Raw genomic sequence first — 26,402 nt, 5'->3', positions numbered from 1 at the left:
ATGAAGTTCGACACTCCCGCCACCACCAACCCGATCGACCAGCTCAAGGTGGTCGGTCAGGCCATCGACCGTGTGGACGGCCGCCTCAAGACCACTGGCACCGCGCGCTACGCCTACGAGCAGCACGATGTGGTCGCCGACCAGGCCTACGGCTACGTGGTCGGCGCCGGCATCGCCAAGGGGCGCATCGTGTCGATGGACGCGACGCTCGCCCGGGCCGCGCCCGGCGTGATCGCCGTCGTCACCGCGCAGAACGCCGGCAAGCTCGGCAAGGGCAAGTTCAACACCGCGAAGCTGCTCGGCGGGCCGACCATCGACCACTACCACCAGGCCATCGCGCTCGTCGTCGCCGAGACCTTCGAGCAGGCGCGCGCGGCCGCGGCACTGCTGCGCGTGGACTGTGTCGGCACCGGCGGGGCCTTCGACCTGGCGCAGGCCCGGGAGACGCAACCCAAGCTGGAGAAGAAGGACAAGGCGGTCGGCGACTTCGCAGCCAACTTCGACCGGGCCGAGGTGCAGTTCGACGCCACTTACACCACGCCCGACCATTCGCACGCGATGATGGAACCGATGGCGAGCATCGCCGCCTGGCGCGGCGACAAGCTCACGGTCTGGACGTCGAACCAGATGATCGACTGGACGACCACCGACCTCGCCAGGACGCTGGGCATTCCCAAGACCAACGTGCGCCTGATCTCGCCCTTCATCGGCGGCGGCTTCGGCGGCAAGCTGTTCCTGCGCGCCGACACGCTGCTGGCGGCGCTGGGTGCGCGCATCGCGCGGCGGCCGGTGAAGGTCGCCTTGCAGCGGCCGCTGATGATCAACAACACCACGCACCGGCCCGCCACGATCCAGCGCATCCGTCTGGGCGCGGGCAAGGACGGGCGGCTCACGGCCATCGGCCACGAGAGCTGGTCCGGCGATCAGCCGGGCGGTGCACCCGAAGAGGCGACGCAGCAGACCGCGCTGCTCTATGCAGGAGCCCATCGGCTGACCGGCACGCGGCTCGCGGTGCTCGACCTGCCCGAAGGCAACGCGATGCGCGCGCCCGGCGAGGCACCGGGCCTGATGGCGCTGGAGGTCGCGATGGACGAGATGGCCGAGCGCCTGGGCCTGGACCCGATCGCGTTCCGCGTGCTCAACGACACGCAGGTCGACCCCGCCAAGCCGGAGCGCAAATTCTCGCAGCGGCGCTTGATCGACTGCATGCGCATCGGCGCCGAGCGCTTCGGCTGGAACCAGCGCAGCGCCGTGCCGGGCCGTGTGCGCGACGGGCAGTGGTGGGTCGGCATCGGCATGGCCGCGGCTTTCCGCAACAACCTGGTGATGAAGTCGGCCGCGCGCGTGCGGCTCAACGCCAGGGGCACCGTCACGGTCGAAACCGACATGACGGACATCGGCACCGGCACCTACACGATCATTGCGCAGACCGCGGCCGAGATGATGGGCGTGCCGATCGAGCGGGTGGTGGTGCGGCTCGGGGACTCGAGCTTCCCGGTCTCGGCCGGCTCGGGTGGCCAATGGGGCGCCAACAGCGCGACCGCGGGCGTCTATGCGGCCTGCGTGAAACTGCGCGACATGGTGGCCCGGCGCGCGGGCTTCGATGCCGCGGCGGCCGCCAGCGCCACCTTCGCGGACGGCCGCGTCACGGCGGGTGGCCGCAGCGTGCCGCTCACCGAGCTTGCCGCGACGCAGGACCTCGTGGCCGAGGACACGATGACCTATGGCGACCTCGACAAGCAGTACCAGCAGTCCACCTTCGGCGCGCATTTCGTGGAAGTGGGCGTGCATGCGTTCACCGCCGAGGTGCGCGTGCGCCGCATGCTCGCGGTCTGCGCCGCGGGCCGCATCCTGAACCCCAAGACCGCGCGCAGCCAGGTCATCGGCGGCATGACCATGGGCGTGGGCGCGGCGCTGATGGAGGAGCTGGCGGTCGACCACCGCCTGGGTTTCTTCGTCAACCACGACCTGGCGGGCTACGAGGTGCCGGTGCATGCCGACATTCCGCACCAGGAGGTCGTCTTCCTCGACGAAACCGACCCGATGTCCTCGCCCATGAAAGCCAAGGGCGTGGGCGAGCTGGGCATCTGCGGTGTCGGTGCCGCGGTCGCGAACGCGATGTACAACGCGACCGGCATACGCGTGCGCGACTACCCGCTGACGCTGGACAAGCGCATCGGTGCGCTGCCGCCGCTGGAGGCCTGAGTCCGCCGTGACTCGGCCCTGCGTTTGCCTTCTGTTGCAGCGCACCGCGCAATCCGACAAGGCAGCGCCTTTTTGTTCAAGCCGCCGGCGTCGTGCGCCGGTAGCCTGCGGGCTCCTTTCGAGCGTCTGACGGGAGGGCGCGTTTCCTGCGCTTCCCTCCGCCGTCAGCGCTCCTCAGCCGGAGCCCGACATGAGCACTTTCACCACGCGCGATGGATGCGAGATCTATTTCAAGGACTGGGGCCAAGGCCAGCCGGTCGTCTTCTGCCACGGTTGGCCGCTCGATGCCGACATGTGGGAGTACCAGATGCACTTCCTGGCCGAGCAAGGCTTGCGCGCGATCGCCTATGACCGCCGCGGCTTCGGCCGCTCGGGCCAGCCCTGGACCGGCTACGACTACGACACCTTCGCCGACGATCTGTCGGAGCTGATCGAAACCCTCGACCTGAAGGACGTGACGCTGGTCGGCTTCTCGATGGGCGGCGGCGACGTGGCGCGCTACATCGGCCGCCACGGCACGGCGCGCATCGCCAAGGTCGCGCTGCTGAGCGCGGTGACGCCGCTGTTCATCAAGACCGCCGCGCACCCTCAGGGCGTGGACAAGGCCGTGTTCGACGGCATCAAGGCCGGCATCCTGGCCGACCGTCCGCAGTTCCTCGACGACTTCGGCACGCTCTTCTACGGCACCAACCGCGAAGGCGCCAAGGTCTCGAAGGGCATCCTCGCCCAGACGCTGCAGATCGCGCTGCTGGCCTCGATCAAGGCCACGGTCGATTGCGTCACCGCCTTCTCCGAGACCGATTTCTTCGCCGACCTGAAGAAGTTCGACGTGCCCACGCTGGTCGTGCACGGCGACGACGACCAGGTCGTGCCCTTCGAAGCCACCGGCAAGCTCGCCGCTGAAACCATTGCCGGTGCCGAGCTAAAGGTGTACCCGGGCGCACCGCACGCGCTGCCCTTCACCCACAAGGAACGGCTCAACGCCGACCTGCTGGCCTTCCTCCAGGCTTGAGTCCCTTCATTTTTTCTGTCCAAGGAAACACCATGCCCCTCACCGCCACCCCCACGCCCGGCGCCAAGCTGCTCACGCCGCAGGACCACACGCTGCTGATGATCGACTTCCAGTCGCAGATGGCCTTCGCCACGCATTCGATCGAAGCGGTCACGCTGCGCAACAACGCCGCGCTGGTCGCGAACGCGGCTGCCGGCTTCGGCGTGTCGACCGTCCTCACGACCGTGGCCGAGAAGAGCTTTTCGGGCCCGATGTTCGACGAGATCACGGCCGCCTTCCCGGGCCAGGCCATGCTCGACCGCACCTCGATGAACACCTGGGAAGACGCCGCCGTGATCCGGAAGATCAACGAGATCGGCAAGCCGCGCATCGTGCTGTCGGGCCTGTGGACCGGCGTGTGCATCGTGGGCCCGGCGCTGTCGGCCATCGACCAGGGCTTCGAGGTCTACGTGATCGCCGACGCCTGCGGCGACGTCTCGGCCGAGGCCCACGACCGCGCCATGGACCGCATGGTGCAGGCCGGCGCGCAGCCGATGACCGCGCTGCAGTACCTGCTCGAACTGCAGCGCGACTGGGCCCGCACCGACACCTACGAGATGACCACCGGCATCGCGCGCAAGTTCGGCGGCGCCTACGGCCTGGGCATCGCCTACGCGAAAACGATGTTCAACGCGCATGAAGGTTGAAAACGCATGAATGAACCTGCTGCGCGCACCGATCTCGCATCTGCGGTCCTCACCGCACGCGAGTGCGGCTCCGGTCCTCCATGCAAGCTCGGAGCGCTCGCGACGGTTCCTTCACGCGTTTTCGTCGCCAACATATGAAGTCTTACATCGTCTCGCTCGCGCTCGGCGTGCTGGTCGGCGTGATCTACGCGCTGTTCAGCGTGCGCTCGCCGGCACCGCCGATCATCGCGCTGGTCGGGCTGCTGGGCATCCTCGCGGGCGAACAGCTGCCGCCGCTGGTGAAGCGCCTGTTCGACCGCAGCCCCACGGCCAGCTCGTGGCTGCAGCACCAGGTCAAGCCGCACATGTTCGGCGAGCTGCCGCAATGCGCGAAGCCCACGGCCGACGGTGCCCAGGCGCCCGTCGAGCGCAAGGCATGAGCGCCGATTCCGACGCCCGGGGACGCCGCCACTTCGTCGGTGCGCTGGGCGCACTCGGCGCCGCATGGGCCGCGCCTGGCCTGGCGCAAACTCCCGCTTCTTCAAGGACACCCGACATGATCGATGCCTCAGCCCCCGAACTCATCCTCCACCACGGCCGTTTCACCACGCTGGACCGCGCCAACCCCACGGCCACCGCGGTCGCGATCCGCGCCGGACGCTTCACGCACGTGGGCAGCGACGCCGACATCCTGCCGCTGGCGCGCGACGGCACGCGCCTGATCGACCTGCAGGGCCGCGCGGTGCTGCCGGGCCTGATCGACAACCACCTGCACATCATCCGCGGCGGGCTGAACCACAACCTCGAGCTGCGCTGGGACGGCGTGCGCAGCCTGGCCGATGCGATGGGCATGCTCCGGCGCCAGGTCGCGATCACGCCCGCGCCGCAATGGGTGCGCGTGGTCGGCGGCTTCACCGAGCACCAGTTCGCCGAGAAGCGGCTGCCGACCATCGCCGAGCTCAACGCGGTGGCGCCCGACACGCCGGTGTTCCTGCTGCACCTGTACGACCGCGCACTGCTCAACGGCGCCGCGCTGCGCGCGGTGGGCTACACCAAGGACACGCCCGCGCCGCCCGGCGGCGAGATCGTGCGCGATGCGGCCGGCAACCCGACCGGGCTGCTGCTGGCCAAGCCCAACGCGAGCATCCTCTACGCGACGCTGGCCAAGGGGCCCAAGCTGCCCTTCGAGTACCAGCTCAATTCCACGCGCCACTTCATGCGCGAGCTCAACCGGCTGGGCGTGACCGGCGCCATCGATGCCGGCGGTGGCTTCCAGAACTTCCCCGAGGACTACCAGGTGATCCAGCAGCTGGCCGATGCGGGCCAGCTCACCATCCGCCTGGCCTACAACCTGTTCACGCAGAAGCCCAAGCAGGAGAAGCAGGACTTCCTGAACTGGACCGCGAGCTCGAAATACAAGCAGGGCGACGACTACTTCCGGCACAACGGCGCGGGCGAGATGCTGGTCTTCTCGGCCGCCGACTTCGAGGACTTCCGCCAGCCGCGTCCCGACATGGCGCCCGAGATGGAAGGCGAGCTGGAAGAGGTGGTGCGCGTGCTGGTGCAGAACCGATGGCCCTGGCGCCTGCATGCGACCTACGACGAGACCATCGAGCGCGCGCTCGACGTGTTCGAGAAGGTGAACCGCGACACGCCGCTGGCCGGCCTGAACTGGTTCTTCGACCACTGCGAAACCATCTCCGAGAAGTCCATCGATCGCATCGCCGCGCTGGGCGGCGGCATCGCGGTGCAGCACCGCATGGCCTACCAGGGCGAGTACTTCGTCGAGCGCTACGGCGCGGGCGCGGCCGCGGCCACGCCGCCGGTCAAGCGCATGCTGGAGAAGGGCGTGAAGGTCTCGGCCGGCACCGACGCGACGCGCGTGGCGTCGTACAACCCGTGGGTCTCGCTGTCGTGGCTGGTCACGGGCAAGACGGTCGGCGGCCTGCAGCTCTATCCGCAGCGCAACTGCATCGACCGCGAGGCCGCGCTGCGCATGTGGACGGAGAACGTGACCTGGTTCTCCAACGAAGTCGGCAAGAAGGGCCGCATCGAGCCCGGCCTGCTGGCCGACCTGGTGGTGCCCGACCGCGACTTCTTCGCCTGCCCCGAATCCGAGATCGCCGACACCACCGCGTTGCTGACGATGGTGGGCGGCCGGGTGGTCTACGGCGCGGGCCCGTTCCAGTCGCACGACGATGGCGCACCGCCGCCCGCCATGCCCGACTGGTCGCCGGTGCGCACCTTCGGCGGCTACGGCGGCTGGGGCGAGAAGGAAGGCCGGCCGATGCAGGCCGCGCTGCGCCGCATGGCGGCCGACTGCGCCTGCGCCAACGACTGCAACGTGCATGGGCACCAGCACGCGACCGCGTGGAGCAGCCAGTTGCCGATTGCGGACCTGAAGAGTTTCTGGGGCGCCTTGGGCTGCGCCTGCTGGGCCGTCTGATGCGCCGCCTCTTCACCACGCGCGCGGTGCACTGGCTCGCACTGCTCTTCCTCTGCGCCGCGTACCTGCAGGGCGGCTTCAACAAGGCGACCGACGTCCCCTCGGCCATTGCCGAGATGAATCACTTCGGCCTGTCGCCCGCCGGGCCGATGGCCGTGGCGGTGATCGTGTTCGAGCTCGGAGCGGCCCTGATGGTCCTCACCGGCTTCTACCGCTGGCTCGGCGCGCTGGGCCTGGCCGGCTTCACGCTGATGGCGACCTTCGTGGCCAACCGCTTCTGGGAAATGCAGGCGCCCGAGCGCTTCATGGTGGCCAATGCCTTCTTCGAACACTGGGGCCTGGTGGGCGGATTCCTGCTCGTGGCCTGGCACGACCTGAGGGCGCGCGATGAGCGCTGAGCAAAAGACAGCCGGCCAGGGCAGCTTCGCGCCGCTGCGCCAGCCGGTGTTCGCGGTGCTCTGGGCCGCGACGGTGCTGGGCAACGTCGGCAGCTTCATGCGCGACGTCGCCAGTTCGTGGATGGTCACCGAGCTCTCGGCCAGCCCCGCGGCCGTGGCGCTGATCCAGACCGCGGCCACGCTGCCGATCTTCCTGCTGGCCATCCCGGCGGGCGTGCTGTCGGACATCCTCGACCGCCGGCGCTTCCTGATCTTCATCCAGGTGATGTTGGCCTGCGTGAGCGCCACGCTGCTGGTGCTGTCGCGCAGCAACGCGCTCACCGTCGAGTACCTGGTCGCGCTGACCTTCGTGGGCGGCATCGGCGCCGCGCTGATGGGGCCGACCTGGCAATCGATCGTGCCCGAGCTGGTGCCGCGTGCCGACCTGAAGAACGCGGTGGCGCTCAACTCGCTGGGCATCAACATCGCGCGCGCCATCGGCCCGGCCGTGGGCGGTTTGCTGCTCGCCAGCTTCGGCGCGGCCACGGCCTATGGCGCCGACGTGCTGAGCTATGTGTTCGTGATCGCAGCCCTGCTATGGTGGAAGCGGCCGGCGGCCGTCGACACGGGCCTGTCGGAACAGTTCTTCGGTGCCTTCCGCGCCGGCCTGCGCTATGCGCGGGCCAGCCGCGAACTGCACGTGGTGCTGTTGCGCGCGGCGGTGTTCTTCCTGTTCGCCAGCGCGGTCTGGGCGCTGCTGCCGCTGGTGGCGCGCAAGATGCTCGGCGGCACGGCCGGCTTCTACGGCGTGATGCTGGGGGCGGTCGGCGCGGGCGCGATCCTCGGCGCGGTGCTGCTGCCCCGGATGCGCGAGAAGCTCGATGCCGACGGGCTGGTGCTCGCGGCCTCGCTGATCTCGGCCGTGGTGATGGTGGCGCTGGCCCTTGCGCCGCCGCAATGGGTGGCCGTGCTGCTGATGCTGCTGCTGGGCGTGGGCTGGATCATCGCGCTCACCACGCTCAACGGCGTGGCGCAGGCGGTGCTGCCCAACTGGGTGCGCGGCCGTGGGTTGGCGATCTACCTCACGGTCTTCAACGGCGCGATGGCCGGCGGCAGCCTGGGCTGGGGCCTGATCGCGCAGCAGATCGGCGTGCCGACCACGCTGGTGATCGGCGCCGCGGGCCTGGCCGTGGTGGCCTTCGTGTTCCACCGCGTCAAGCTGCCCACCGGCGAAGCGGACCTGCAGGCCTCGAACCACTGGCCCGAGCCGTTGTTGACGGCGCCCGTGGCGCACGACCGCGGGCCGGTCATGGTGCAGGTCGAGTACCGCGTCCGCAAGGAAGACCAGCCGGCCTTCGTGCAGGCGATGGAGCGGGTGTCGCTCGAGCGCCGCCGCGACGGCGCCTACGCCTGGGGCATCACCGAGCACACCAGCGAGCCCGAGCGGCTGATGGAGTGGTTTCTGGTCGAGTCCTGGGCCGAGCATCTGCGCCAGCACCACCGCGTGTCGCATGCCGATGCGGACCTGCAGAACGAGGCGATCCGCTTCCACATCGGGCCGGGCAAGCCGGTGGTGCACCACTTCCTCGCGCTGGACATGAAGCACGCGCGCGCCGCGGCAGCGCAGGACTGAACTACAACCCCAGCAAGGCACGCCCCTCGGGCGCGAGCAGGTCGTGCGTCTCGGGGTGTGCGCGCATGTAGGCCGCGAACACCGGGCACCGCGGGATCACCGCGAGCCCGCGTTCGCGCGCGGAGGCCAGGCCGGCCAGCACCAGTTGCCGGGCCAGCCCGCGGCCCTGCAGTTCGTCGGCCACCAGCGTGTGAACGAAGGTGATGACGCCCGGCGCCATCTCGTAGATGGCGACCGCACGGTGGCCGTCGATCGCGATCTCGAAGCGGCTCTTCTCGAGGCGATCCTTCACGATCGCGGGCTGGGCTTGCGGGTCTTGCATGTGCGTTTCCTTTTCGGGATCGAAGGGGGCTTACATCGAAGGCAGTTCGTGCGGGCGCAGGTCGAACACCAGCACCTCGGCCTGGTCGCCCTTGGCGAAGCGCAATTGCCGCTCGCTGCGGATGCGCACGCCGTCGCCTTCGCCGAGGCGTTCGCCGTTGAGCTCCACGCTGCCGCGCGCCACGTGCACGTAAGCGTAGCGGTCGGCGCCGAGGTCCAGCGTGGTGCTTTCGGCGCCGTCGAACAGGCCGGCGTACATGCGCATGTCCTGGTGCACGCCGAGCGAGCCGCCGTCGCCTTCGGGCGAGGCGATCAGGCGCAGCCGGCCGCGCTTCTCGGCGTCGCTGAAATGCACCTGCTGGTAGCGCGGTGCCGCACCTTTGACCGAGGGCACGATCCAGATCTGCAGGAAATGCACGCCGTCGGTCTTCGAGTGATTGAACTCGCTGTGGCGCACGCCGGTGCCGGCGCTCATCATCTGCACGTCACCCGGGCGGATGACCGAGCCGGTGCCCATCGAGTCCTGGTGCGCCAGCGCGCCGTCGAGCACATAGGAAAAGATCTCCATGTCGCGGTGCGGATGGGTGCCGAAGCCCTGGGCCGGATCGACGCGGTCGTCGTTGATCACCAGCAGGTCGGAGAAGCCTTGCTGCTTGGCGTCGTGGTAGTGGCCGAAGGAGAAGGTGTGGCGCGAGCGGAGCCAGCCGTGGTTGGCGACGCCGCGGTGATCGGCCTTGCGAAGTTCAAGCATGATGCGGTCCTTTTGCGTTGTGTCTGTCGATAAAATTCACGAGGAGATCCCGGCGGCGTTTCGCCTTGTTCGGGCGATTCATCCAGGAGGATCTCTGGGCGTGAAAGAAGTATCGAACGCTGGAGGCCTGCTCATGTTGAAGGTTTTATGAAAGAACAATCGAATATTTCGATGATCGAGAAAGGGGCCCATTCATGCTGAAGATCACCCTCGAGGCGATCGAGCTGGTCGAGGCGATCGCGCGCCACGGCTCCTTCGCGGCCGCGTCGGAGCGGCTGCACAAGGTGCCGTCCACCATCTCCTATGCGATCGGCAAGCTGGAAGAGCAACTGGGCCTCGCGCTGTTCACGCGCCAGGGGCCGCGCGTCACGCTCACGCCGGCCGGGCAGGAAATGCTCAAGGAAGGGCGCTGGCTGCTGGTGGCTGCGGGCGACCTCGAATCGCGCATGCGCCAGATCGCCACCGGCTTCGAGTCCGAACTGCGGCTGGTGCACGACTCGCTGATTCCCACCAGCGCCTTCAACCCCGACATCTGCGCCTTCGAGGACCTGAACTGCGGCACCCGGCTGCGCATCGGCTGCGAGACCATGACCGGCACCTGGGAGGCGCTGCGCGACGGCCGCGCCGACATCGTGGTGGCGGCCGGCGACGGGCCGGCCGGCGGCGGCTACAAGGCCGTGGCCGTGGGCAGCCTGGCCTTCGTGTTCTGCGTGGCGCCCACGCACCCGCTGGCCATGCTGCGGCGCCCGCTCACGCGGGCCGACCTGCTGCAGCACACGGCGGTGGTGGTGGGCGACGGCGCACGCACGATGTCCGACCGCACCATCGGCCTGCTGGCCGGTCAGCGGCGCATCACGGTGCCGTCGATGGCGGCCAAGATCACCTGCCAGATCGACGGGCTGGGCCACGGCTTCCTCCCGCGCGACTGCGTGAAGGGCGCGCTGGCGCGCGGCACGCTGGTCGAGCTGGCCTGCGAGGAATCGCGGCCCGACGAAACCTTCTGGCTGGCCTGGAAGCCCACGGCCATGGGCGAGGCGCTCAAGTGGTGGCGCGCGCGCCTTCAGCGGCCGCTGGTGCCGGACATCCTGCCGTCGTGACATCGGCGTGCGCCGGCGCGGCGAGGGCGATGGTCACCTCGATCGGCCCGGGCGCGGCGAAGCGCTCGGCGCCGAAGTCGAGCCGGCCCAGCAGCTCGAAGCCGCCACGCAGGGGCTGGCCGTCCTGGCGGTGCAGGATCGCCAGGTCCGGGCCGGCCGTCCAGCACACGATGTCGCCGACCGCGTAGGCCTGCTCGCGCGCGCCGCAGGCCGAGACGGGACTTGGCAGCGGGCCGAATTTCTCGCGCTGGAACAGGTCGTGCAGCGTGACCGTCAGCGGCAGCATGGCCAGGAAGTCTTCGGCCGTCCTGTTGTCCGCCAGCGTGGCGGAAATCACCGTGCCATGGTTCAGTGTCAGTTGGATCTTCATGGGGGACCTCTGGCGTGAGCCGATCGAAGGAGCGAATGCCCGCACGGCGCGCCGCTGTGCGGCACCGTGCGTGCGTGGGGTCGGGAATGCGGCTGCGCTCCTCGCGGAGTGCGGCGGATATGCGGCGGATGTGCGGTGGATTCGGTGGGGCCGATGGCCCCGTCAGCTGCCGGGGCGGCCCAGCTGCATCTCGCGCAGGCGTTTGATGTCGCGTGCGGGCGGCGAGCCGAAGAAGCGGCTGTATTCGCGGTTGAACTGCGACTGGCTTTCATAGCCCACGCGGTGTCCCGCGGTCGCGGCGTCGAGGTGTTCGCCGATCATGATGCGTCGCGCCTCCTGCAGCCGCAGCTGCTTCTGGAACTGCAGCGGGCTCATCGCGGTCACGGCCTTGAAGTGCTGGTGCAGCGACGACACGCTCATGTGGACCCGGTCGGCCAGGTCCTCGATCCGAAGCGGTTCCTGGAAGCGTTGCGACAGCACGCTGATGGCCTGGGCGATGCGCTGGCTGTGGCTGTCGACCATGGCCATCTGCGCGAGCCGCCAGCCATCGGGCGAGCGCAGCAGGCGGTAGAGGATCTCGCGGGTGATCAGCGGCGCAAGCGCTGCCAGGTCTTCCGGCGTGTCCAGCAGCTTGACGAGGCGCAGCACCGGGTCGAGCAAGGTCGGCGACAGCTCGCCGGTGAAGATGCCGCGCTGCGAGGCCCGCGCGGGCGTCGCCTTGCTCAGCTGCAGGTCGAGCGCGAGCGCGGTGATCTCCTTGACGTCGAAGCTGAGCCGCAAACCGAGGTAGGGCGCTTCCGGCGAGGCGTCGATCACCTGTCCCGACACCGGCAGGTTCTGCGCCACCACCAGGTACTGGCTGCTGTCGTAGAGATAGACCTCGTCGCTGAGCAGCACACGCTTGCTGCCCTGGGCGATCACGCAGAAGGCCGGCTCGTACATCCCGTGCACGGGGTGCTGCGATTGCGTCGCACGCGCCAGGCCCAGTCGCGGGATCGCCGTTTCATGGGCGCCGTCGGTGACGGTGATGCGATCGATCAATGCGGCCAGCTCGGCCCGCATCACGGTCGCCCGCAGCCGGTCGACGGGTGGGTCGTTGCGCAGGGTGTGGGGGGTCGAGGTCAGCATGGGGCGAAGCTTAGGCATCTCGCGGCCGCTTGTCTCGGCCCCCGATGCTTCGCCGGAGGATCGTGCAAGGATCTCCAACAATTCTGCAAGGCCGCACGCCGGGTCGTGCGACAGGGCAGGCCAGACGCGTCGGGCTTGTCGGTCAGGATCTCGCGATGGCCGTCGTTGCAGATGGCGATCAGGCCGCGTGCGATGGTGCGCGAAGCCACCCTGCGCTAACCACGGCGCTGACGACGCCATTGCGCCGGGGAGCTGCCCACGCGCGCACTGAAGGCGCGCGTCAGGTGGCTCTGATCGGCGAAGCCGCAGGCCAGGGCGATGTCCGACAGCGAGGCGTCGTCACGCTGCAGCATGGCCTTCGCGGCCTCGATGCGCCGGCCGATGCGCCAGGCGTGCGGCGCCAGGCCGGTGCTGGCCTTGAAGGCCTTGCCGAAATGGCTGCGCGAGAGCGCGCATTCGGCCGCGACCTCGGCCAGCGAGCGTTCGCGGGCGAGGTCCGTGCCCAGCATTTCCTTCGCGCGCCGCTCCTGCCAGGGCGCCAGCCGGCAGGGCGCGGTCGCCGGGCGCTGCGCCGTGTCGCCGTAGGTGTGGGCCACGTGCGCATAGAGCGCCAGCGCCATCTGGTCGAGGAACAGGGTGCAGGCTTCCGCGGGCCGCTGCAGCGAAGGCAGCAGGGCGGCCGCGAGGTGGGCCAGCACCGGGTCGGTGATGCCGGGCGTGCAGCGCAGCGCGGTGGCCGGCGCCTGGCCGGCGTCGCGCGCGAAGTCGTCCATCGCCGCGCGTGTGATGCGAAACAGCACCGAATGAAAGGGGCTGCAGACGTAGGCTGCGGGCCGTGCGGCCAGGTCGGCGATGTGCACTGCCCCGACCTCCATCAGGCCCAGTCGCGTCTGCGCATCGCCCTGGAAGAAGCGCCGGCTGCCCGCGCGCGACAGCTCCACGCTGACGACGAAGGCGTCGTCGGCCGGCAGCGGCGCGAGCACGAAGAGGTGCGGCTGCTCGTAGTGCATGCGCACCATGTCCAGCGGCCGCGTGCCGACGCTCGAGGCGGCGACCGCGTCCAGCCCGTATTGGTGCGCGAGCTGGCGGGCAAATCGGCTGGGCGATGCGGCGACGGCGGTCATGGGCGGAGTCGTTGGCGGAGCGGCATCTTAGGCGGGCAGGCGCAACCCTGGGAGCGTGCGGGTCAAGCCTGTGGCGGCGTGCCGTCGTCGCGCTCGACTCGGCGGTCGGGCACTCAAGCCGCCGCCGCTGCAGCCTGGCGCCGGCGCAGGGCCGCGCCGCCCAGCACCAGCAGCAGGCCGCCGCCAGCCAGCACCGCCCCCGCGATCGGCACCGCGGCATAGCCCAGGCCGGCCGAGATCACGCCGCCGCCCACGGCCGCGCCCAGCGCATTGCCCAGGTTGAAGGCGCCCACGTTGACCGACGACGCCAGCCCCGGCGCGCCGGCCGCGGCCTGCATCACGCGCATCTGCACCGGCGGCACGATGGCGAAGGTGGCGATGCCCCACACCAGCAGGCCGACCAGCGCGCCGGCCCGGCTGGGCAGCAGCCAGGGCAGGGCCAGCATGATCACCGCCAGCGCGGCCAGGAACAGCCGGGTCGCGCCGTCGAGCGACCAGTCCGCGAGCCGGCCGCCGAGTGCATTGCCGATCGTGAAGCCGATGCCGATCAGCGCCAGCGCCAGCGTGACGAAGCCGGTGGAGGCACCCGTCAGGCTCTGCAGCACGGGCGCGATGTAGGTGTAGAGCGTGAACATCGCACCCGCGCCCATCACGGTGGTGGCCATGGCCATCAGCACCTCGGGCTGGCCGAGCACGCGCAGCTCCTTGCGCACCTCGGGCATCTTGCCGGCCTCGCCGCGCGGCAGCGCCCAGGCCAGGGCGGCGATGGCCAGCAGCCCCAGGCCGGCCGTGGCGGCGAAGGCCATGCGCCAGCCGATCTGCTGGCCGATCCAGGTCGCCGCGGGCACGCCGCCGATGTTGGCGAGGGTCAGGCCCATGAACATGGTCGCCACCGCGCTGGCCTGTTTGTCCTTGGGCACCAGGCTCGCGGCCACCACCGAGCCGAGTCCGAAGAAGGCGCCATGGTTGAGGCTGGTCACCAGCCGCGCGGCCAGCAGCGTCCAGTAGCCGGGCGCCAGCGCCGACAGCAGGTTGCCGAGCACGAAGATGCTCATCAGCGCGATCAGCGCCGTCTTCACGCGGATGCGCCCGAGCGCGAGCGTCATCAGCGGTGCGCCGACCATCACGCCGATGGCGTAGGCGCTGATCAGCAGGCCGGCGGAGGGGATCGACACCTGCACGCCGTCGGCGATCACGGGCAGCAGGCCCATGGGCGCGAACTCGGTGGTGCCGATGCCGAAGGCGCCGACGGCGAGCGCCAGCAGGGACCAGGTGGACTTCATGGGGAGGCCGTTCTTGAACAGGAGTGAAGGGTGCGCAAGCAGGATCGGTGCCGTCGGCGGCATCCTGCCAGCGCCGTGTGTCAGAGGCCGAACACCTCGGCGCCCTGGCGCAGCACCGTCAGGCAGCCCGTGGGCCTGCGGATGGAGTCGGGCGCGGCGGGCGCGGCGGTGCCGCTCAATCCCAGGCCGGTGCCAGGCCGTCGGGGTTGACGAGCCGGTCGTTGCGCTCGAGCGCGGCGATCTGCGCCATGTCGGCATTGCTCAGCTGGAGCTGCTGCGCCAGCAGGTTGCTCGCCAGGTTCTCGCGCTTCGTCGACGACGGGATGACCGCGTAGCCCAACTGCAGCGCCCAGGCCAGGATCACCTGCGCGGGCGTCGCATCGTGCGCCTTGGCGATGGCGCCGATCACCGGGTCCCGCAGCGCCTTGCCGTAGGCCAGCGTCATGTAGGAGGTGATGTGGATGCCCTGGCTCTTCGCGAAGTCGACCGCCTTGCGGTTCTGCAGGAAGGGCGAGAGTTCGATCTGGTTCGTCGCGATGGCATCGGCGCCCACGGCGCCGATGGCTTCCTTCATCAGCGCGATGTTGAAGTTCGACACGCCGATGTGCTTCGTCAGGCCCTGCGCCTTGGCCTCGGCCAGCGCGCCCATGAACTCGGCCACCGACACGGCGTTGCCGGGCGAGGGCCAGTGGATCAGCGTCAGGTCCACGTGATCGGTGCGCAGCTTGGCCAGGCTGTCCTTCAGGCTCGGCACCAGCTTGTCGCGGGCGTAGTTGTCGGTCCAGATCTTGGTCGTGACGAACAGGTCCTGGCGGGCCACGCCGCTTTCGGCGATGGCCTGGCCGACCTCGGCTTCGTTGGCGTAGATCTGCGCGGTGTCGATCGCGCGGTAGCCGAGTTCGAGGCCGTTCTTGACCGAGTCGATCACGACCTGGTCCTTGAGGCGGAAGGTGCCGAGGCCGAAGGCGGGGATAGGGGTGTGGGCGGTCATGGTGATGTTCTTTCTTTCTCTAAGGTGGATGAATCAGTTCGTGGAATGCCGCGGAACCGGCTTTGCCGGGCCGCTGGCATTGCCCCCTGCAAGGGGGTGGGCGGAGCGAAGCGAAGCCTGGGGGTGTGCGTCAAGCCTCCCGCTCCACAGCGTCAGGGCCAGCGAGACCAGCACCACCAGGGCGCCGATCCACGGCGTGTGCATCAGCCCCAGGTGCGTGACGATCAGGCCGCCGGCCCAGGCCGCGCCGGCGATGCCGAGGTTGAAGGCTGCGATGTTCAGGCCCGAGGCCACGTCCACCGCCTGCGGCGCGAAGCGTTCGGCCTGCATCACCACATAGACCTGCAGGCCCGGCACGTTGCCGAAGGCGACCGCGCCCCAGGCCAGCACCGTGGCCAGCGCCAGCCACTTGTGCGGCGCGGTGAACTGCAGCACCAGCAGCACGGCCGCCAGCAGCGCGAAGATGATCTTCAGCGCGGGGATCGGGCCCATGCGGTCGGCCAGCTTGCCGCCCCAGATGTTGCCCGCGGCCACCGAGATGCCGTAGACCAGCATCACCCAGCCGACCGCGCCGGCGCTGAAGCCCGAGACCTCGGTCAGGATCGAGGCCAGGAAGGTGAAGGGGATGAAGGTGCCGCCGTAGCCGATGGCCGTCTTGGCGTAGACCAGCAGCAGGCGCGGCTCGGCCAGCACCTTGGCCTGCTCCACCAGCGAGGCGGGGGCGGTGTGGCGGATGTTGTTGGGTACGAAGATCCAGCTGCCGACAAGGGCGATCACGCCGAGTGCGGACACGGCCAGGAAGGTCTCGCGCCAGCCGAAGTGCTGCCCGATGAAGGTGCCCAGCGGCACGCCCGTGACCAGTGCCACCGTCAGGCCGGTGAACATGATCGCGATCGCGCTGGCCGCCCTTTCCTTGGGCACCAGGCCGGTGGCGATGGTCGAGCCGATCGAGAAGAACACGCCGTGCGCGAGGCCGGTCAGGATGCGCGCGGCGACCAGCGTCTCGTAGCTGGGCGCCTGCCAGGCCAGCAGGTTGCCGACCGTGAACAGCGCCATCAGGCCGAGCAGCAGCGCCTTGCGCGGCAGCTTGCCCGTGAGGGCGGTGAGCACCGGCGCGCCGATGGCGACGCCCAGTGCGTAGAGGCTGACCAGCAGGCCGGCCGGGGGCAGGCCGATGCCGAGGTCGGCGGCCACGGTGGGCAGCAGGCCGACGATCACGAACTCTGTCGTGCCGATGGCATAGGCGCTGAGCGTCAGCGCGAGCAGGGCGATGGGCATGGGAAGGACTCCTTGGGAATGGGATGGAGTCTGGGGCCGGGGTCTTTGCAGAAAAAGAGGGTTCTTCTCCAAAGATACTTGCGAGAGAATCAATAGTCATTGCCGGCCACACGTGCCGGCCCATCGATCATTGGCCAGCGACAGGGGCGCGACGGGCTTCGCGGGAGGCCCTAAACTGGCCGCGCCGGCGAGGTGCACGTTGAAGAGGTCGACGATCGACCGACACCGAAGCAGGAACCCATGAAACACGTTGCGGGAGGCATCGTTTGAGCAAGGAAGGACAACTCCTCGACTGCAAGTCCTTGCGCGCGGTGACGGGCAGTACGGCTGACTGGAACGAAGTCGCGAAGGATTGCGTAGCTTTCGCCAATGCAACGGGCGGCCGTCTGCTGATCGGCATTGAAGATGGTCAGACGGTGCCGCCGAGCGGTCAGAAAATTCCGCCTGACTTGCCGGACATCCTTCGGCGCAAGCTGAGCGAGCGCACCGTCAACGTGACCGTGCTGCCCGATGTCGTCACGGCGGCGGGCGGTGGGCAGTACGTCGAACTGCGCATTCCGCGCGCGCTGGCCGTAGCGTCCACCACGGACGGCCGTTACTTCCTGCGGGTGGCCGACCAGAGCAAGCCCGTCACCGGCGACGATGTGATGCGCCTGGCCAGCGAGCGCTCAACGCTGCCATGGGAGACCCAGGTCAGCCTGCGCGTTTCCAGCGCCGAGGCGAATGGTGCCCAGCTTGACGGGCTGTTGCATGCGCTACGCACGTCCGATCGCGTCAAGTCCTCGGTCAAGGAAAAGTCCGATGCGGAACTGCTGGCCCACTACCTTCTTGCATCCGAGGGACAGCTCACGCATCTGGGCTTGCTTTGTCTGGGAAGTCCGGCCCAGCGCGCCCTGTTGGCGACGGCCCCGGTCGTTCAGTTCATCAAGTACGACGAGCACGGCCAGAAGGTCAACAAGCTGGTCTGGGACGACCATGCACTCAGCCCGATGTCGCTCATCGAAGCGGTCTGGCAGGAAGTGCCGGATTTTCGCGAGCGCTACGAACTGCCCGACGGCCTGTATCGCCAGAGCGTGCCTGCCTTCGATGAAGTCGTGGTGCGCGAATTGTTGGTCAATGCCCTGGTGCACCGGCCGTACACCCAGCGCGGCGACATCTTCCTGAACTTGCACCCCGACCGTCTGGAGATCGTCAATCCCGGCCTCTTGCCGCTGGGTGTCACGCCGCAGAACGTGCTGCATACGACCGTGCGCCGCAATGAACATCTCGCCCGGCTGTTCCATGATCTGAAGTTGATGGAGCGGGAGGGCAGCGGTATCGACAAGATCTACGAGGTGCTGCTGTCCCAGGGCCGGCCTGCGCCGGAGCTGATCGAGACGCATGACCGCGTGCAAGTCACCGTGTATCGCCGCATCCTCAAGCCGGAGGTCATCGACTTCATCGCCAAGGCGGACCAGACCTATCAGCTCACGCAGCGCGAGCGCATTGCCTTGGGCCTGCTGGCGCAGCATGACGCACTGACGGCCCGCGAATTGGCCGCCCGGGTCGAGTTGCCGAACGTGGAGGCGCTGCAGCCCTGGATCGGGCGCCCGCTGGCGTGGCAGCTGGTGCGGAGCGTCGGCCGCACCCAGGCCACGCGCTACTTCGTCGATCCAGGACTGATGCGCAGCCTTGACTTCGCGGGACAGACCACGCTCCAGCGCATCGAGCCGCACCGGTTGCTGGCGCTCATCGTGGAAGACGTGGGACGCTATCCGCAGTCGAGGATCGGCGACGTCCACCAGCGCATTGGCCTGGAGATTCCGCGTTCTCGTGTTCGCCGCGCGGTCGAGCAACTCGTCAAGGACGGGCGTTTGGAGCCGCAAGGGGTGCGCAGCGGTACGCGCTATCGGCTGCCATGACTTGGTTCAAATCGCGGGCTATCGAGGGTGCCCGCGCCAAGGCCATGCGCTAAAGCTGCCGGGGTCTCTTCCCAAGTCGTTGTCAGACAACGTTTTCTCCTTGGCTCATCAGTCTCCTATGCACCAAGCTCCCCCATGAAAACCACCCTCGAAGAACTCCAGGCCTTCGCCGCCGTCGTCGCCACCGGCTCCCTGACCGCCGCGGCCGATCAGCTGGAGCAGACCGTCTCCGGCGTGAGCCGTGCGCTGGGTCGGCTGGAGAAGAAGCTCGACACCACGCTGCTGCGCCGGACCACGCGCCGCATCGAGCTCACGGAGGAGGGCGCGCTGTTCCTGGGCCGCACGCGCGCGATCCTGGCCTCGATCGACGATGCCGAGGAGCAGATGGCGGCGCGGCGCCAGAAGCCGGCCGGGCGGCTGCGGGTCAATGCAGCCACGCCCTTCATGCTGCACGCCATCGTGCCGCTGGTGCCCGAGTTCCGGCGCAGCTATCCGGAGATCACGCTGGAGCTCGACACCGACGAGCTCAACATCGACCTGCTCGAGCGCCGCACCGACATCGCGATCCGCATCGGCGTGCTGCGCGACTCCACGCTGCATGCGCGCCCGCTGTGCACCAGCCGGCTGCGGCTACTGGCGAGCCCGGCCTACATCGCCGAGCACGGCAAACCCAAGGGAGTGGCCAGCCTGGCGCAACACACGCTGCTGGGCTTCACCCAGCCCGAGTCGCTCAACCGCTGGCCGCTGCGCGGCGCGCACGGCGACGAGTGGCCGATCACGCCCGACATCACGGTGTCGAACGGCGAGACGCTGCGCCATCTCGTGCTGCAGGGCGTGGGCATCGCCTGCCTGTCGGACTTCATGACCGGGCCCGACCGCGAGCGCGGCGACCTGGTGCAGGTGCTGGCCCGGGAGACGGTCGACGCGCGGCAGCCGATCAACGCCGTGTACTACCGCAACACGCAGCTGGCGGCGCGCATCGCCTGTTTCCTCGATTTCCTGGGTGCGCGGCTGGGCGAGGCCTGAGCAGGGGCAAGCGCGCGCGGCGGATAATCCGCCGATGCGAATCCGCTTTACCAAGATGCAGGGCGCCGGCAACGACTTCGTCGTGCTCGACGAGACCCGTGCCCCGCTCGGCCTGTCGACCGCGCAGTACCAGTTCCTGGCCGACCGCCACTTCGGCGTGGGCGCTGACCAGATCCTCTCGGTGCGGCCTTCGCCCGCGCCGGGCATCGACTTCCAGTACGTGATCCACAACGCCGACGGCGGCGAGGTGGAGCAGTGCGGCAACGGCGCGCGCTGCTTCATGCGCTTCGTGCGGGAGCAGGGTCTGACGACCCAGGACGCGGTGCGCGTGCAGACGCTGTCCGGCGTGATCGAGCCGCGCATGAACGCCGACGGCCGCGTCACGGTCGACATGGGCGCCCCGGTCTTCGAGCCGGCGCGCGTGCCCTTCGACGCGGCCGGCCTCACGCCGCAGGCCGACGGCGGCTGGGAGAACTGGCACCTGGCGCTGTCGACGCACGCCGACGGCGCAATCGTCGCGCTGGCGGTGCTGTCCATGGGCAACCCGCACGCGGTGCAGATCGTCGACGACGTCGAGACCGCGCCCGTTGCCGCGCAGGGCCCGCTGATCGAGCACCATCCGCGCTTCCCGCAGCGCGTGAACGCGGGCTTCCTGCAGATCGTCGACCGCACGCATGTGCGGCTGCGCGTTTACGAACGCGGCGCGGGCGAGACCCTGGCCTGCGGCACCGGCGCCTGTGCGGCGGTGGTGGCGGGCATCCGGTCGGGCCGGCTCGATGCGCGCGTCGACGTCGAGACGCGCGGCGGCATCCTCACGATCGAATGGCAGGGCATGGGCCATCCGGTGCGCATGACCGGCCCCGCTGTCACCGTCTTCGCCGGCGAGATCGAAGTGCCTGTACTGTGACTCGCCCCCAGGCTTCGCGCACTTCGTGTCGCTTCGCCAACCCCCTCTTCGGGGGCAACACCAGCGGCCCGGCAAAGTCGGTTCCGCGGTATTCCACGGCCAATGCCGCCGCTTGCAGAACTTTGATGGAAATCTGAATGACCACCTCCTACAACGACGCCGCGATGAACCCGATCACCGAGGACGACATCGCCAACTACCTGGCGAACACGCCCGACTTCTTCGAGCGCCATGCGCAGTTGCTGGCCCAGGTGCAGCTCACCAGTCCGCACGGCAACCGGGCCGTGAGCCTGCAGGAGCGCCAGGCCGAGATGCTGCGCGAGAAAATCAAGGCGCTCGAGCACCGACTGATGGACATGGTGCGCCACGGCACCGAGAACGCGATGACGGCCGACCGCATGCAACGCTGGACGCGTGGCCTCTTGACCACGCGCGATCCGCGCGGGCTGCCCTACCGCCTGACCGACGAACTCCAGTCCTTCTTCATGGTGCCGCAGACCGCGATCAAGCTCTGGGACTGCGACGCCGCCTACCAGGACGAGGCCTATGCCCAGTGGGTGAGCGACGACGTGAAGGCGCTGGCCACCTCGCTGACCGCGCCGTACTGCGGGCTCAACTCGGGTTTCGAGGCTTCGGGTTGGCTCGAGGACGCACGTGCGGCCGTGTCGATCGCGCTGATCCCGCTGCGCCCCGACGCCGAGTCGCCGGCCTTCGGCATGCTGGTGCTGGCTTCGCCCGATTCGCAGCGCTTCAACCCCGACATGGGCACCGATTTCCTCGAACGCATCGCCGAACTCGCGTCGGCCGCGCTGTCGCGCCTGCGGCCCTGAGGGCATGCAGGGCCGTGCCATCGTGAACCGAGCCGCGCATGGCCACTGCTGAAGAACCCCGCAACGTCGAGGCGCTGATCGAGCGCTATCTCGAACACGCGCGCGTGGAGCGCCGGCTTGCCGCACGCACGCTCGACATCTATGCCGAGCACCTGCGGCTGCTGGCCGCGAAGATCGCCGAGGCGCAGCTCAGCGCCGACCGAGTCGGCGCGGCCCACATCCGCCGCTGGATGGCGCAGCTGCACGGCGCCGGCCGCGAGCCGCGGGGCATCGCGCTGGTGCTGTCGTGCTGGCGCAGCTTCTACCGCTGGCTGGGCCAGGAGGGCCTGGTGACGTCGAACCCGGTGCAGGACGTGCGCGCGCCCAAGGCCGGCCGGCCGCTGCCCAAGGCGCTGGCGGTCGACGATGCGGTGCGGCTGGCCGAATGGCACGATGCCGAGGCCGACCCCTGGACCGAGGCGCGCGATCGCGCCGTCGTCGAGATGCTCTACGGCTGCGGCCTGCGCGTGAGCGAGCTCACAGGCCTCGACCTGCACGCCAGCCGCGATGCCGCGGGCTGGGTCGACCTCGACGCGGGCGAGGCGCATGTGCTGGGCAAGGGCGGCAAGCGCCGCAGCGTGCCGGTCGGTTCCAAGGCGGCCGCGGCGCTGCGGACCTGGCTCGCGGTGCGCGCCGATGCGCCGGCCCTCGCTGCCGCGACGCTGCGCGATCCGGCCGGCGCCGCCGCGCTGTTCATCGGCCGCACCGGCCTGCGCCTCACGCCGCAGGCGGCCTGGAAGCAGCTCCGGACCCGCAGCCTCAAGGCCGGCCTGGCCGCGCCGGTGCATCCGCACATGCTGCGCCATTCCTTCGCCAGCCATGTGCTGCAATCGAGCAGCGACCTGCGCGCGGTGCAGGAGCTGCTCGGCCACGCCAACATCACGACCACGCAGGTCTACACCCGGCTGGACTTCCAGCACCTGGCCAAGGCCTACGACGCCGCCCATCCGCGCGCCAAGGCGCGCACCGACGATTCCCCTGCGACGAAAGCAAAAGACACCAAATGAAGGCATTGCGGCTACGGCCTGGCAAGGAGCGCTCGCTGTTGCGGCGCCATCCCTGGGTATTCGATTCGGCCATTGCCAAGGGCAGCGGCGACGCGGGCGAGACGGTGCGCATCGAGTCGAGCGAGGGCCAGTTCCTGGCCTGGGCCTCGACCAGTCCGGCCTCGAAGATCCGGGCGCGCGCCTGGAGCTTCACCGAGACGCAGCGCATCGATGCGGCCTTCTTCCACGAGCGCGTGAAGAAGGCGGTCGACGCCCGCGGCCTGTTCGATCTGCAGAGCGACGGCGTGCGCCTGGTGCACGGCGAGGCCGACGGCCTGCCGGGCCTGATCGTCGACCGCTACGGCGACACGTTGGTCGCACAGTTCCTGTCGGCCGGCGTCGAGCGCTGGAAGCCGGTGCTGGCCGATGCGCTGCTGGCGGCCACCGGGCTTTCGAAGCTCTATGAACGCTCCGACGCCAGCGGGCGCGAACGCGAGGGCCTGAAGCCCGTCACGGGCTGGCTGCGCGGCGAGGGCGACACCGCCCAGGTGATCCGCGAGCACGGCTGGCGGCTGTCGCTGGACATTGCGACCGGCCACAAGACCGGCTTCTACCTCGACCAGCGCGACAGCCGCCAGCGCTTCGCCGAGATGGCGCAGCACCGCAAGTTCCGCCGCGTGCTCAACTGCTTCTGCTACACGGGCGGCTTCACCGTGGCCGCGCTGGCCGGGCTCCAGGCGGCCGGCGCGCTCGAGGGGGCCGAGCTGACGTCGATCGATTCGTCGCTGCCCGCGCTCGATCGCGCGCGGGCCAATCTGGCGCTCAACGGTTTCGAGGGCGCCAACGCGCAGTTCCTCGATGCCGACGTGAACGCCTCGCTGCGCCGCTTCATCGAGGAAGGCCGGACCTTCGACGCGATCGTGCTCGATCCGCCCAAGTTCGCGCCCACCGTGGCCCATGCCGAGCGCGCCGCGCGCGCCTACAAGGACATCAACCGGCTCGGGCTCAAGCTGCTCGCGCCGGGTGGCGTGCTGCTGACCTTCTCCTGCTCGGGCGGCATCGGCGCCGACCTGTTCCACAAGATCGTGGCCTCGGCCGGCATCGACGCGGGCGTGGACGGCTACATCAGCGAGCGCCTGGGCGCGGCGCCCGACCACCCGATGACCATCGAGTTCCCCGAAGGCGAGTACCTGAAGGGCCTGGTGGTGGTGCGCAAATAGGCTTCGGGGGCATTGGCCTTGCGCGAGCGGGCCTGGGCCCGTCTCGTTAAACTTTCCGCCCTTTCCCGTTTTCGATCTCCCGGAGCACCCCATGGCCCTCATCCCCGCCACCATCCTCACCGGCTTCCTCGGCTCGGGCAAGACCACGCTGCTCAAGCGCATCCTCACCGAGGCCCACGGCCAGAAGATCGCCGTGATCGAGAACGAGTTCGGCGAGGAGAACATCGACAGCGACATCCTCGTGACCGAGTCCAAGGAGCAGATCGTCCAGATGAGCAACGGCTGTGTCTGCTGCACGATCCGCGAAGACCTGCGCGAGGCGCTCCAGCTGCTGGCCGCCAAGAAGCGCCAGGGCCTGCTCGACTTCGACCGCGTCGTGATCGAGACCACCGGCCTGGCCGACCCCGGCCCGGTCGCCCAGACCTTCTTCATGGACGACGAGATTGCCGAAAGCTACCTGCTCGACTCGATCCTGACGCTGGTCGATGCCAAGCACGCCCCGCAGCAGCTCAACGACCGCCAGGAAGCGCGCCGCCAGGTGGGCTTCGCCGACCAGATCTTCATCAGCAAGAGCGAGCTGGTGTCGGCCGAGGAAACCGACGCGCTGATCCATCGCCTGAAGCACATGAACCCGCGCGCGCCCCAGCAGAAGGTGCATTTCGGCGAAGTGCCGCTGACCAGCGTGTTCGACCTGCGCGGCTTCAACCTGAACGCCAAGCTGGACATCGACCCGGACTTCCTCAAGGAAGACGACCATGACCATGCGGGCCACGACCACGAGCACGGCGAGCAGTGCGACCACCCCTCGCACAAACATGAAGGCCACGGCCATCACCACCACCATGACGACGACGTCAAGAGCTTCGTCTACAAGGCCGACCGCGCCTTCGACCCAGCCAAGCTCGAGGACTTCCTGGGCGCCATCGTCAACATCTACGGCCCGCGCATGCTGCGCTACAAGGGCGTGCTGAACATGAAGGGCACCGACCGCAAGGTGATCTTCCAGGGCGTGCACCAGTTGATGGGCAGCGACCTGGGCCCGGAGTGGGGTGCGGACGAGGCACGCAACAGCCGCATGGTGTTCATCGGCATCGAACTGCCGCGCGACATCCTGGTGCAGGGCCTGGACCAGTGCCTGGTCTGAGAACGTGCGAATGAACCTGCTGCGCACCCCGATCCCGCATCTGCGGTGCTCACCGCACGTGAGTGCGGCTCCGCTCCAGAACTCGGGCCTGGCAGGCTCGGCGCGCTCGCGACGGTTCCTTCACACGTTCTGAGGCGACGGCGGCTTCGGCCCTGAACGACGGCGCGGCCCGCGAGGGTTGCGCCGTTTTGTCGTGGGGCCGGGGATTCGCCGCGCTCGGGCATCCCATACTGCCTTTTTGTTGAAGGTCTTCCCGGACTGGCCGAGGAGCGAAGGTCCGAGAGACGGCCGTCTCCCCCGGTCTGGACGGCGGTGCCTCTGTTGCGCTGCCGGGGCGGTGACGGCGCGGGCGAGCGGCGCGCCCGGGGCATCGCCCGCGCCCACCAGTTCTCTATACAATCGCGCGCCTGTTCCGAGAGCCAGACCGGTCCCCCACGACGGGATGTGGCTGTCGGCACGGGGTGCCGCGTGTTTCTGGAGAGCTTTAAGGGGTATAACCCCGGGGTTCGCCGACAGGCGAGCACCTCGACAACGTGGAGCCCCAGGGCTCCCATGGGAGGAGACACCCAGTGAAAGCGCGTTCCAGTTCGTTCAAGGAGCCAGTCACCGTGAAGAAACCCGCCGCCAAGGCCACGCCCGCCACCCGGCCCGCCGCAGCAACACATGCGGCGTCTGCCAAGCAGGCGCCCCCTGCGGCAAAGAAGGTTTCCGCCACCGCGCCGGCTTCTGCCTCGAAGGAGAAGAGCGCTTCCAAAAAGTCCGCAGCACCACCGGCCAAGGCCGGGACCGCTGCGAAAAAAACCGCCAAGCTTGTCGCTGCTGCAACCAAGACTGCAGGCGTGGGCCCATCGTCATCCAAACCAGTCGGCAGTTCTGCTGCCGTTCTTCCAGCTCCCCCGACCCCCATGAAAAAGACGGCTGCCGCCTCCACTTCCGCCCCGGCGACGAATTCGACCACGACCATCGCCACGCCACCAGCGCCCGCCACCCGCGGCGGACGGGTGTCCCGCCTGTCGCAACTGACCGTGCCCTCGATGGCCCAGTCGGTCGCATCGACCGCCGCCAAGTCCAGCTTCACCCAGATCGTGTCGACCGCCCTGGTGCCGCCGCCGCATGTGGCCGTGAAGAAAGACCCGAAGCTCGCCAACAACTGGAAGACCAAGACCGCCGAGGAACTGGTCGATGCCGAAGTCATCGCCATGCCCGACGCCGAGTACATGAACGACAAGCAGATGGCGTTCTTCCGCCTGAAGCTGGTCGAGCTCAAGCGCGGCATCCTCGAGAACGCCGGCGAAACCACCGAGCACCTGCGCGAAGACACCGTCGTCGTGCCGGACCCGGCCGACCGCGCCACCATCGAGGAAGAGCATGCGCTGGAACTGCGCACGCGCGACCGCGAGCGCAAGCTGCTCAAGAAGATCGAGCAATCGATCCAGCGCATCGACGCCGGCGACTACGGCTACTGCGACGAGACCGGCGAGCCGATCGGCGTCGGTCGCCTGCTGGCCCGCCCGACCGCCACGCTGTCGCTCGAAGCGCAGCAACGTCGCGAACTCAAGCAGAAGATGTTCGGTGACTAGCCTGCGCGCGCTGGCGGTGCTGCGGTCGACCCGGCCTCCGGTCCGGGCGCGTCGGCGCATGGTCGTGCGTGGCCCGGGCCACGACGCT

General features: G+C 69.1%; 24 protein-coding genes. 16 read left to right on the top strand and 8 right to left on the bottom strand.

The window, feature by feature from the left end; genetic code table 11:
* From paoC to ACSFBC_RS08665, 7 genes are all read left to right on the top strand, one after another.
* Nucleotides 1-2,205: an aldehyde oxidoreductase molybdenum-binding subunit PaoC gene (gene paoC, locus ACSFBC_RS08695; protein WP_435509898.1), complete on the top strand. Its 2,205-nt coding sequence runs from the start codon at nt 1-3 to the stop codon at nt 2,203-2,205.
* Nucleotides 2,206-2,395: 190 nt separating this feature from the next.
* Entirely contained in the window at nt 2,396-3,217 is an 822-nt protein-coding gene (locus ACSFBC_RS08690; RefSeq protein ID WP_435509897.1) for an alpha/beta fold hydrolase, read from the top strand.
* Between the two features lie 32 nt (nt 3,218-3,249).
* Complete coding sequence (locus ACSFBC_RS08685) at nt 3,250-3,903, top strand: isochorismatase family protein (protein ID WP_435509896.1); 654 nt, start codon at nt 3,250-3,252, stop codon at nt 3,901-3,903.
* Nucleotides 3,904-4,037: 134 nt separating this feature from the next.
* A complete protein-coding gene (locus ACSFBC_RS08680; RefSeq protein ID WP_435509895.1) occupies nt 4,038-4,322 on the top strand; it encodes a XapX domain-containing protein in 285 nt (94 codons plus the stop codon).
* Nucleotides 4,323-4,438: 116 nt separating this feature from the next.
* Nucleotides 4,439-6,328 carry an amidohydrolase gene (locus ACSFBC_RS08675; RefSeq protein WP_435510054.1) on the top strand — a complete coding sequence of 630 codons (1,890 nt, stop codon included), beginning with the start codon at nt 4,439-4,441 and terminating at the stop codon, nt 6,326-6,328.
* Nucleotides 6,328-6,726, top strand: coding sequence for a DoxX family protein (locus ACSFBC_RS08670; RefSeq protein WP_435509894.1), 399 nt, complete (start codon nt 6,328-6,330; stop codon nt 6,724-6,726). Before ACSFBC_RS08675 ends, ACSFBC_RS08670 begins: the two co-directional genes overlap by 1 nt.
* Nucleotides 6,716-8,338, top strand: a complete 1,623-nt coding sequence (locus ACSFBC_RS08665) for an MFS transporter (protein WP_435509893.1) — start codon at nt 6,716-6,718, stop codon at nt 8,336-8,338. Before ACSFBC_RS08670 ends, ACSFBC_RS08665 begins: the two co-directional genes overlap by 11 nt.
* Before the next feature lies 1 nt (nt 8,339).
* Here the strand turns inward: ACSFBC_RS08665 and ACSFBC_RS08660 are convergent, their stop codons facing one another.
* Together ACSFBC_RS08660 and ACSFBC_RS08655 are read right to left on the bottom strand one after the other, a co-directional pair.
* Nucleotides 8,340-8,660, bottom strand: a complete 321-nt coding sequence (locus ACSFBC_RS08660; RefSeq protein WP_435509892.1) for a GNAT family N-acetyltransferase — start codon at nt 8,658-8,660, stop codon at nt 8,340-8,342.
* Nucleotides 8,661-8,690: 30 nt separating this feature from the next.
* A complete protein-coding gene (locus ACSFBC_RS08655) occupies nt 8,691-9,410 on the bottom strand; it encodes a pirin family protein (protein ID WP_435509891.1) in 720 nt (239 codons plus the stop codon).
* Nucleotides 9,411-9,604: 194 nt separating this feature from the next.
* Here ACSFBC_RS08655 and ACSFBC_RS08650 point away from each other — a divergent pair, with 194 nt between their 5' ends.
* A complete protein-coding gene (locus ACSFBC_RS08650) occupies nt 9,605-10,507 on the top strand; it encodes a LysR family transcriptional regulator (protein WP_435509890.1) in 903 nt (300 codons plus the stop codon).
* Here ACSFBC_RS08650 and ACSFBC_RS08645 read toward each other — a convergent pair.
* The 6 genes from ACSFBC_RS08645 to ACSFBC_RS08620 all read right to left on the bottom strand — a co-directional run bounded on the left by ACSFBC_RS08645 (nt 10,449) and on the right by ACSFBC_RS08620 (nt 16,681).
* A complete protein-coding gene (locus tag ACSFBC_RS08645; protein ID WP_435509889.1) occupies nt 10,449-10,877 on the bottom strand; it encodes a cyclophilin-like fold protein in 429 nt (142 codons plus the stop codon). The two genes, ACSFBC_RS08650 and ACSFBC_RS08645, sit on opposite strands and share 59 nt — an antisense overlap.
* A gap of 162 nt (nt 10,878-11,039) precedes the next feature.
* Nucleotides 11,040-12,005 (bottom strand): AraC family transcriptional regulator, encoded by a 966-nt coding sequence (locus tag ACSFBC_RS08640; protein ID WP_435509888.1) that lies wholly within the window; start codon nt 12,003-12,005, stop codon nt 11,040-11,042.
* A gap of 215 nt (nt 12,006-12,220) precedes the next feature.
* A complete protein-coding gene (locus ACSFBC_RS08635) occupies nt 12,221-13,129 on the bottom strand; it encodes a helix-turn-helix domain-containing protein (RefSeq protein WP_435509887.1) in 909 nt (302 codons plus the stop codon).
* 113 nt (nt 13,130-13,242) lie between these two features.
* The gene (locus ACSFBC_RS08630; RefSeq protein WP_435509886.1) at nt 13,243-14,412 is read right to left on the bottom strand and encodes an MFS transporter; all 1,170 of its coding nucleotides are present in this window, start codon (nt 14,410-14,412) and stop codon (nt 13,243-13,245) included.
* A gap of 175 nt (nt 14,413-14,587) precedes the next feature.
* A complete protein-coding gene (gene dkgB, locus ACSFBC_RS08625; RefSeq protein ID WP_435509885.1) occupies nt 14,588-15,403 on the bottom strand; it encodes a 2,5-didehydrogluconate reductase DkgB in 816 nt (271 codons plus the stop codon).
* A gap of 33 nt (nt 15,404-15,436) precedes the next feature.
* Nucleotides 15,437-16,681, bottom strand: coding sequence for an MFS transporter (locus ACSFBC_RS08620; RefSeq protein ID WP_435509884.1), 1,245 nt, complete (start codon nt 16,679-16,681; stop codon nt 15,437-15,439).
* Between the two features lie 266 nt (nt 16,682-16,947).
* Here ACSFBC_RS08620 and ACSFBC_RS08615 point away from each other — a divergent pair, with 266 nt between their 5' ends.
* The 8 genes from ACSFBC_RS08615 (at nt 16,948) to dksA (ending at nt 26,314) form a co-directional block, all read left to right on the top strand.
* Nucleotides 16,948-18,582 carry an ATP-binding protein gene (locus ACSFBC_RS08615; RefSeq protein ID WP_435509883.1) on the top strand — a complete coding sequence of 545 codons (1,635 nt, stop codon included), beginning with the start codon at nt 16,948-16,950 and terminating at the stop codon, nt 18,580-18,582.
* 135 nt (nt 18,583-18,717) lie between these two features.
* Complete coding sequence (locus ACSFBC_RS08610; RefSeq protein WP_435509882.1) at nt 18,718-19,608, top strand: LysR substrate-binding domain-containing protein; 891 nt, start codon at nt 18,718-18,720, stop codon at nt 19,606-19,608.
* A gap of 34 nt (nt 19,609-19,642) precedes the next feature.
* A complete protein-coding gene (dapF, locus tag ACSFBC_RS08605; protein WP_435509881.1) occupies nt 19,643-20,515 on the top strand; it encodes a diaminopimelate epimerase in 873 nt (290 codons plus the stop codon).
* A 137-nt stretch (nt 20,516-20,652) separates the two neighbouring features.
* A complete protein-coding gene (locus ACSFBC_RS08600; RefSeq protein ID WP_435509880.1) occupies nt 20,653-21,345 on the top strand; it encodes a DUF484 family protein in 693 nt (230 codons plus the stop codon).
* A 38-nt stretch (nt 21,346-21,383) separates the two neighbouring features.
* Nucleotides 21,384-22,391 carry a tyrosine recombinase XerC gene (locus tag ACSFBC_RS08595; RefSeq protein ID WP_435509879.1) on the top strand — a complete coding sequence of 336 codons (1,008 nt, stop codon included), beginning with the start codon at nt 21,384-21,386 and terminating at the stop codon, nt 22,389-22,391.
* Nucleotides 22,388-23,590 (top strand): class I SAM-dependent rRNA methyltransferase, encoded by a 1,203-nt coding sequence (locus ACSFBC_RS08590; protein WP_435509878.1) that lies wholly within the window; start codon nt 22,388-22,390, stop codon nt 23,588-23,590. The genes ACSFBC_RS08595 and ACSFBC_RS08590 overlap by 4 nt, the downstream gene beginning before the upstream one ends.
* A gap of 91 nt (nt 23,591-23,681) precedes the next feature.
* Nucleotides 23,682-24,734, top strand: a complete 1,053-nt coding sequence (locus ACSFBC_RS08585; protein ID WP_435509877.1) for a CobW family GTP-binding protein — start codon at nt 23,682-23,684, stop codon at nt 24,732-24,734.
* A 905-nt stretch (nt 24,735-25,639) separates the two neighbouring features.
* Complete coding sequence (gene dksA, locus ACSFBC_RS08580) at nt 25,640-26,314, top strand: RNA polymerase-binding protein DksA (protein WP_435509876.1); 675 nt, start codon at nt 25,640-25,642, stop codon at nt 26,312-26,314.
* Nucleotides 26,315-26,402 lie beyond the last annotated feature (88 nt).

The organism is Variovorax frigidus (genome assembly GCF_051216515.1).
Lineage (GTDB): Bacteria > Pseudomonadota > Gammaproteobacteria > Burkholderiales > Burkholderiaceae_C > Variovorax.
This window is presented reverse-complemented; position numbering and strand designations above follow the sequence as displayed.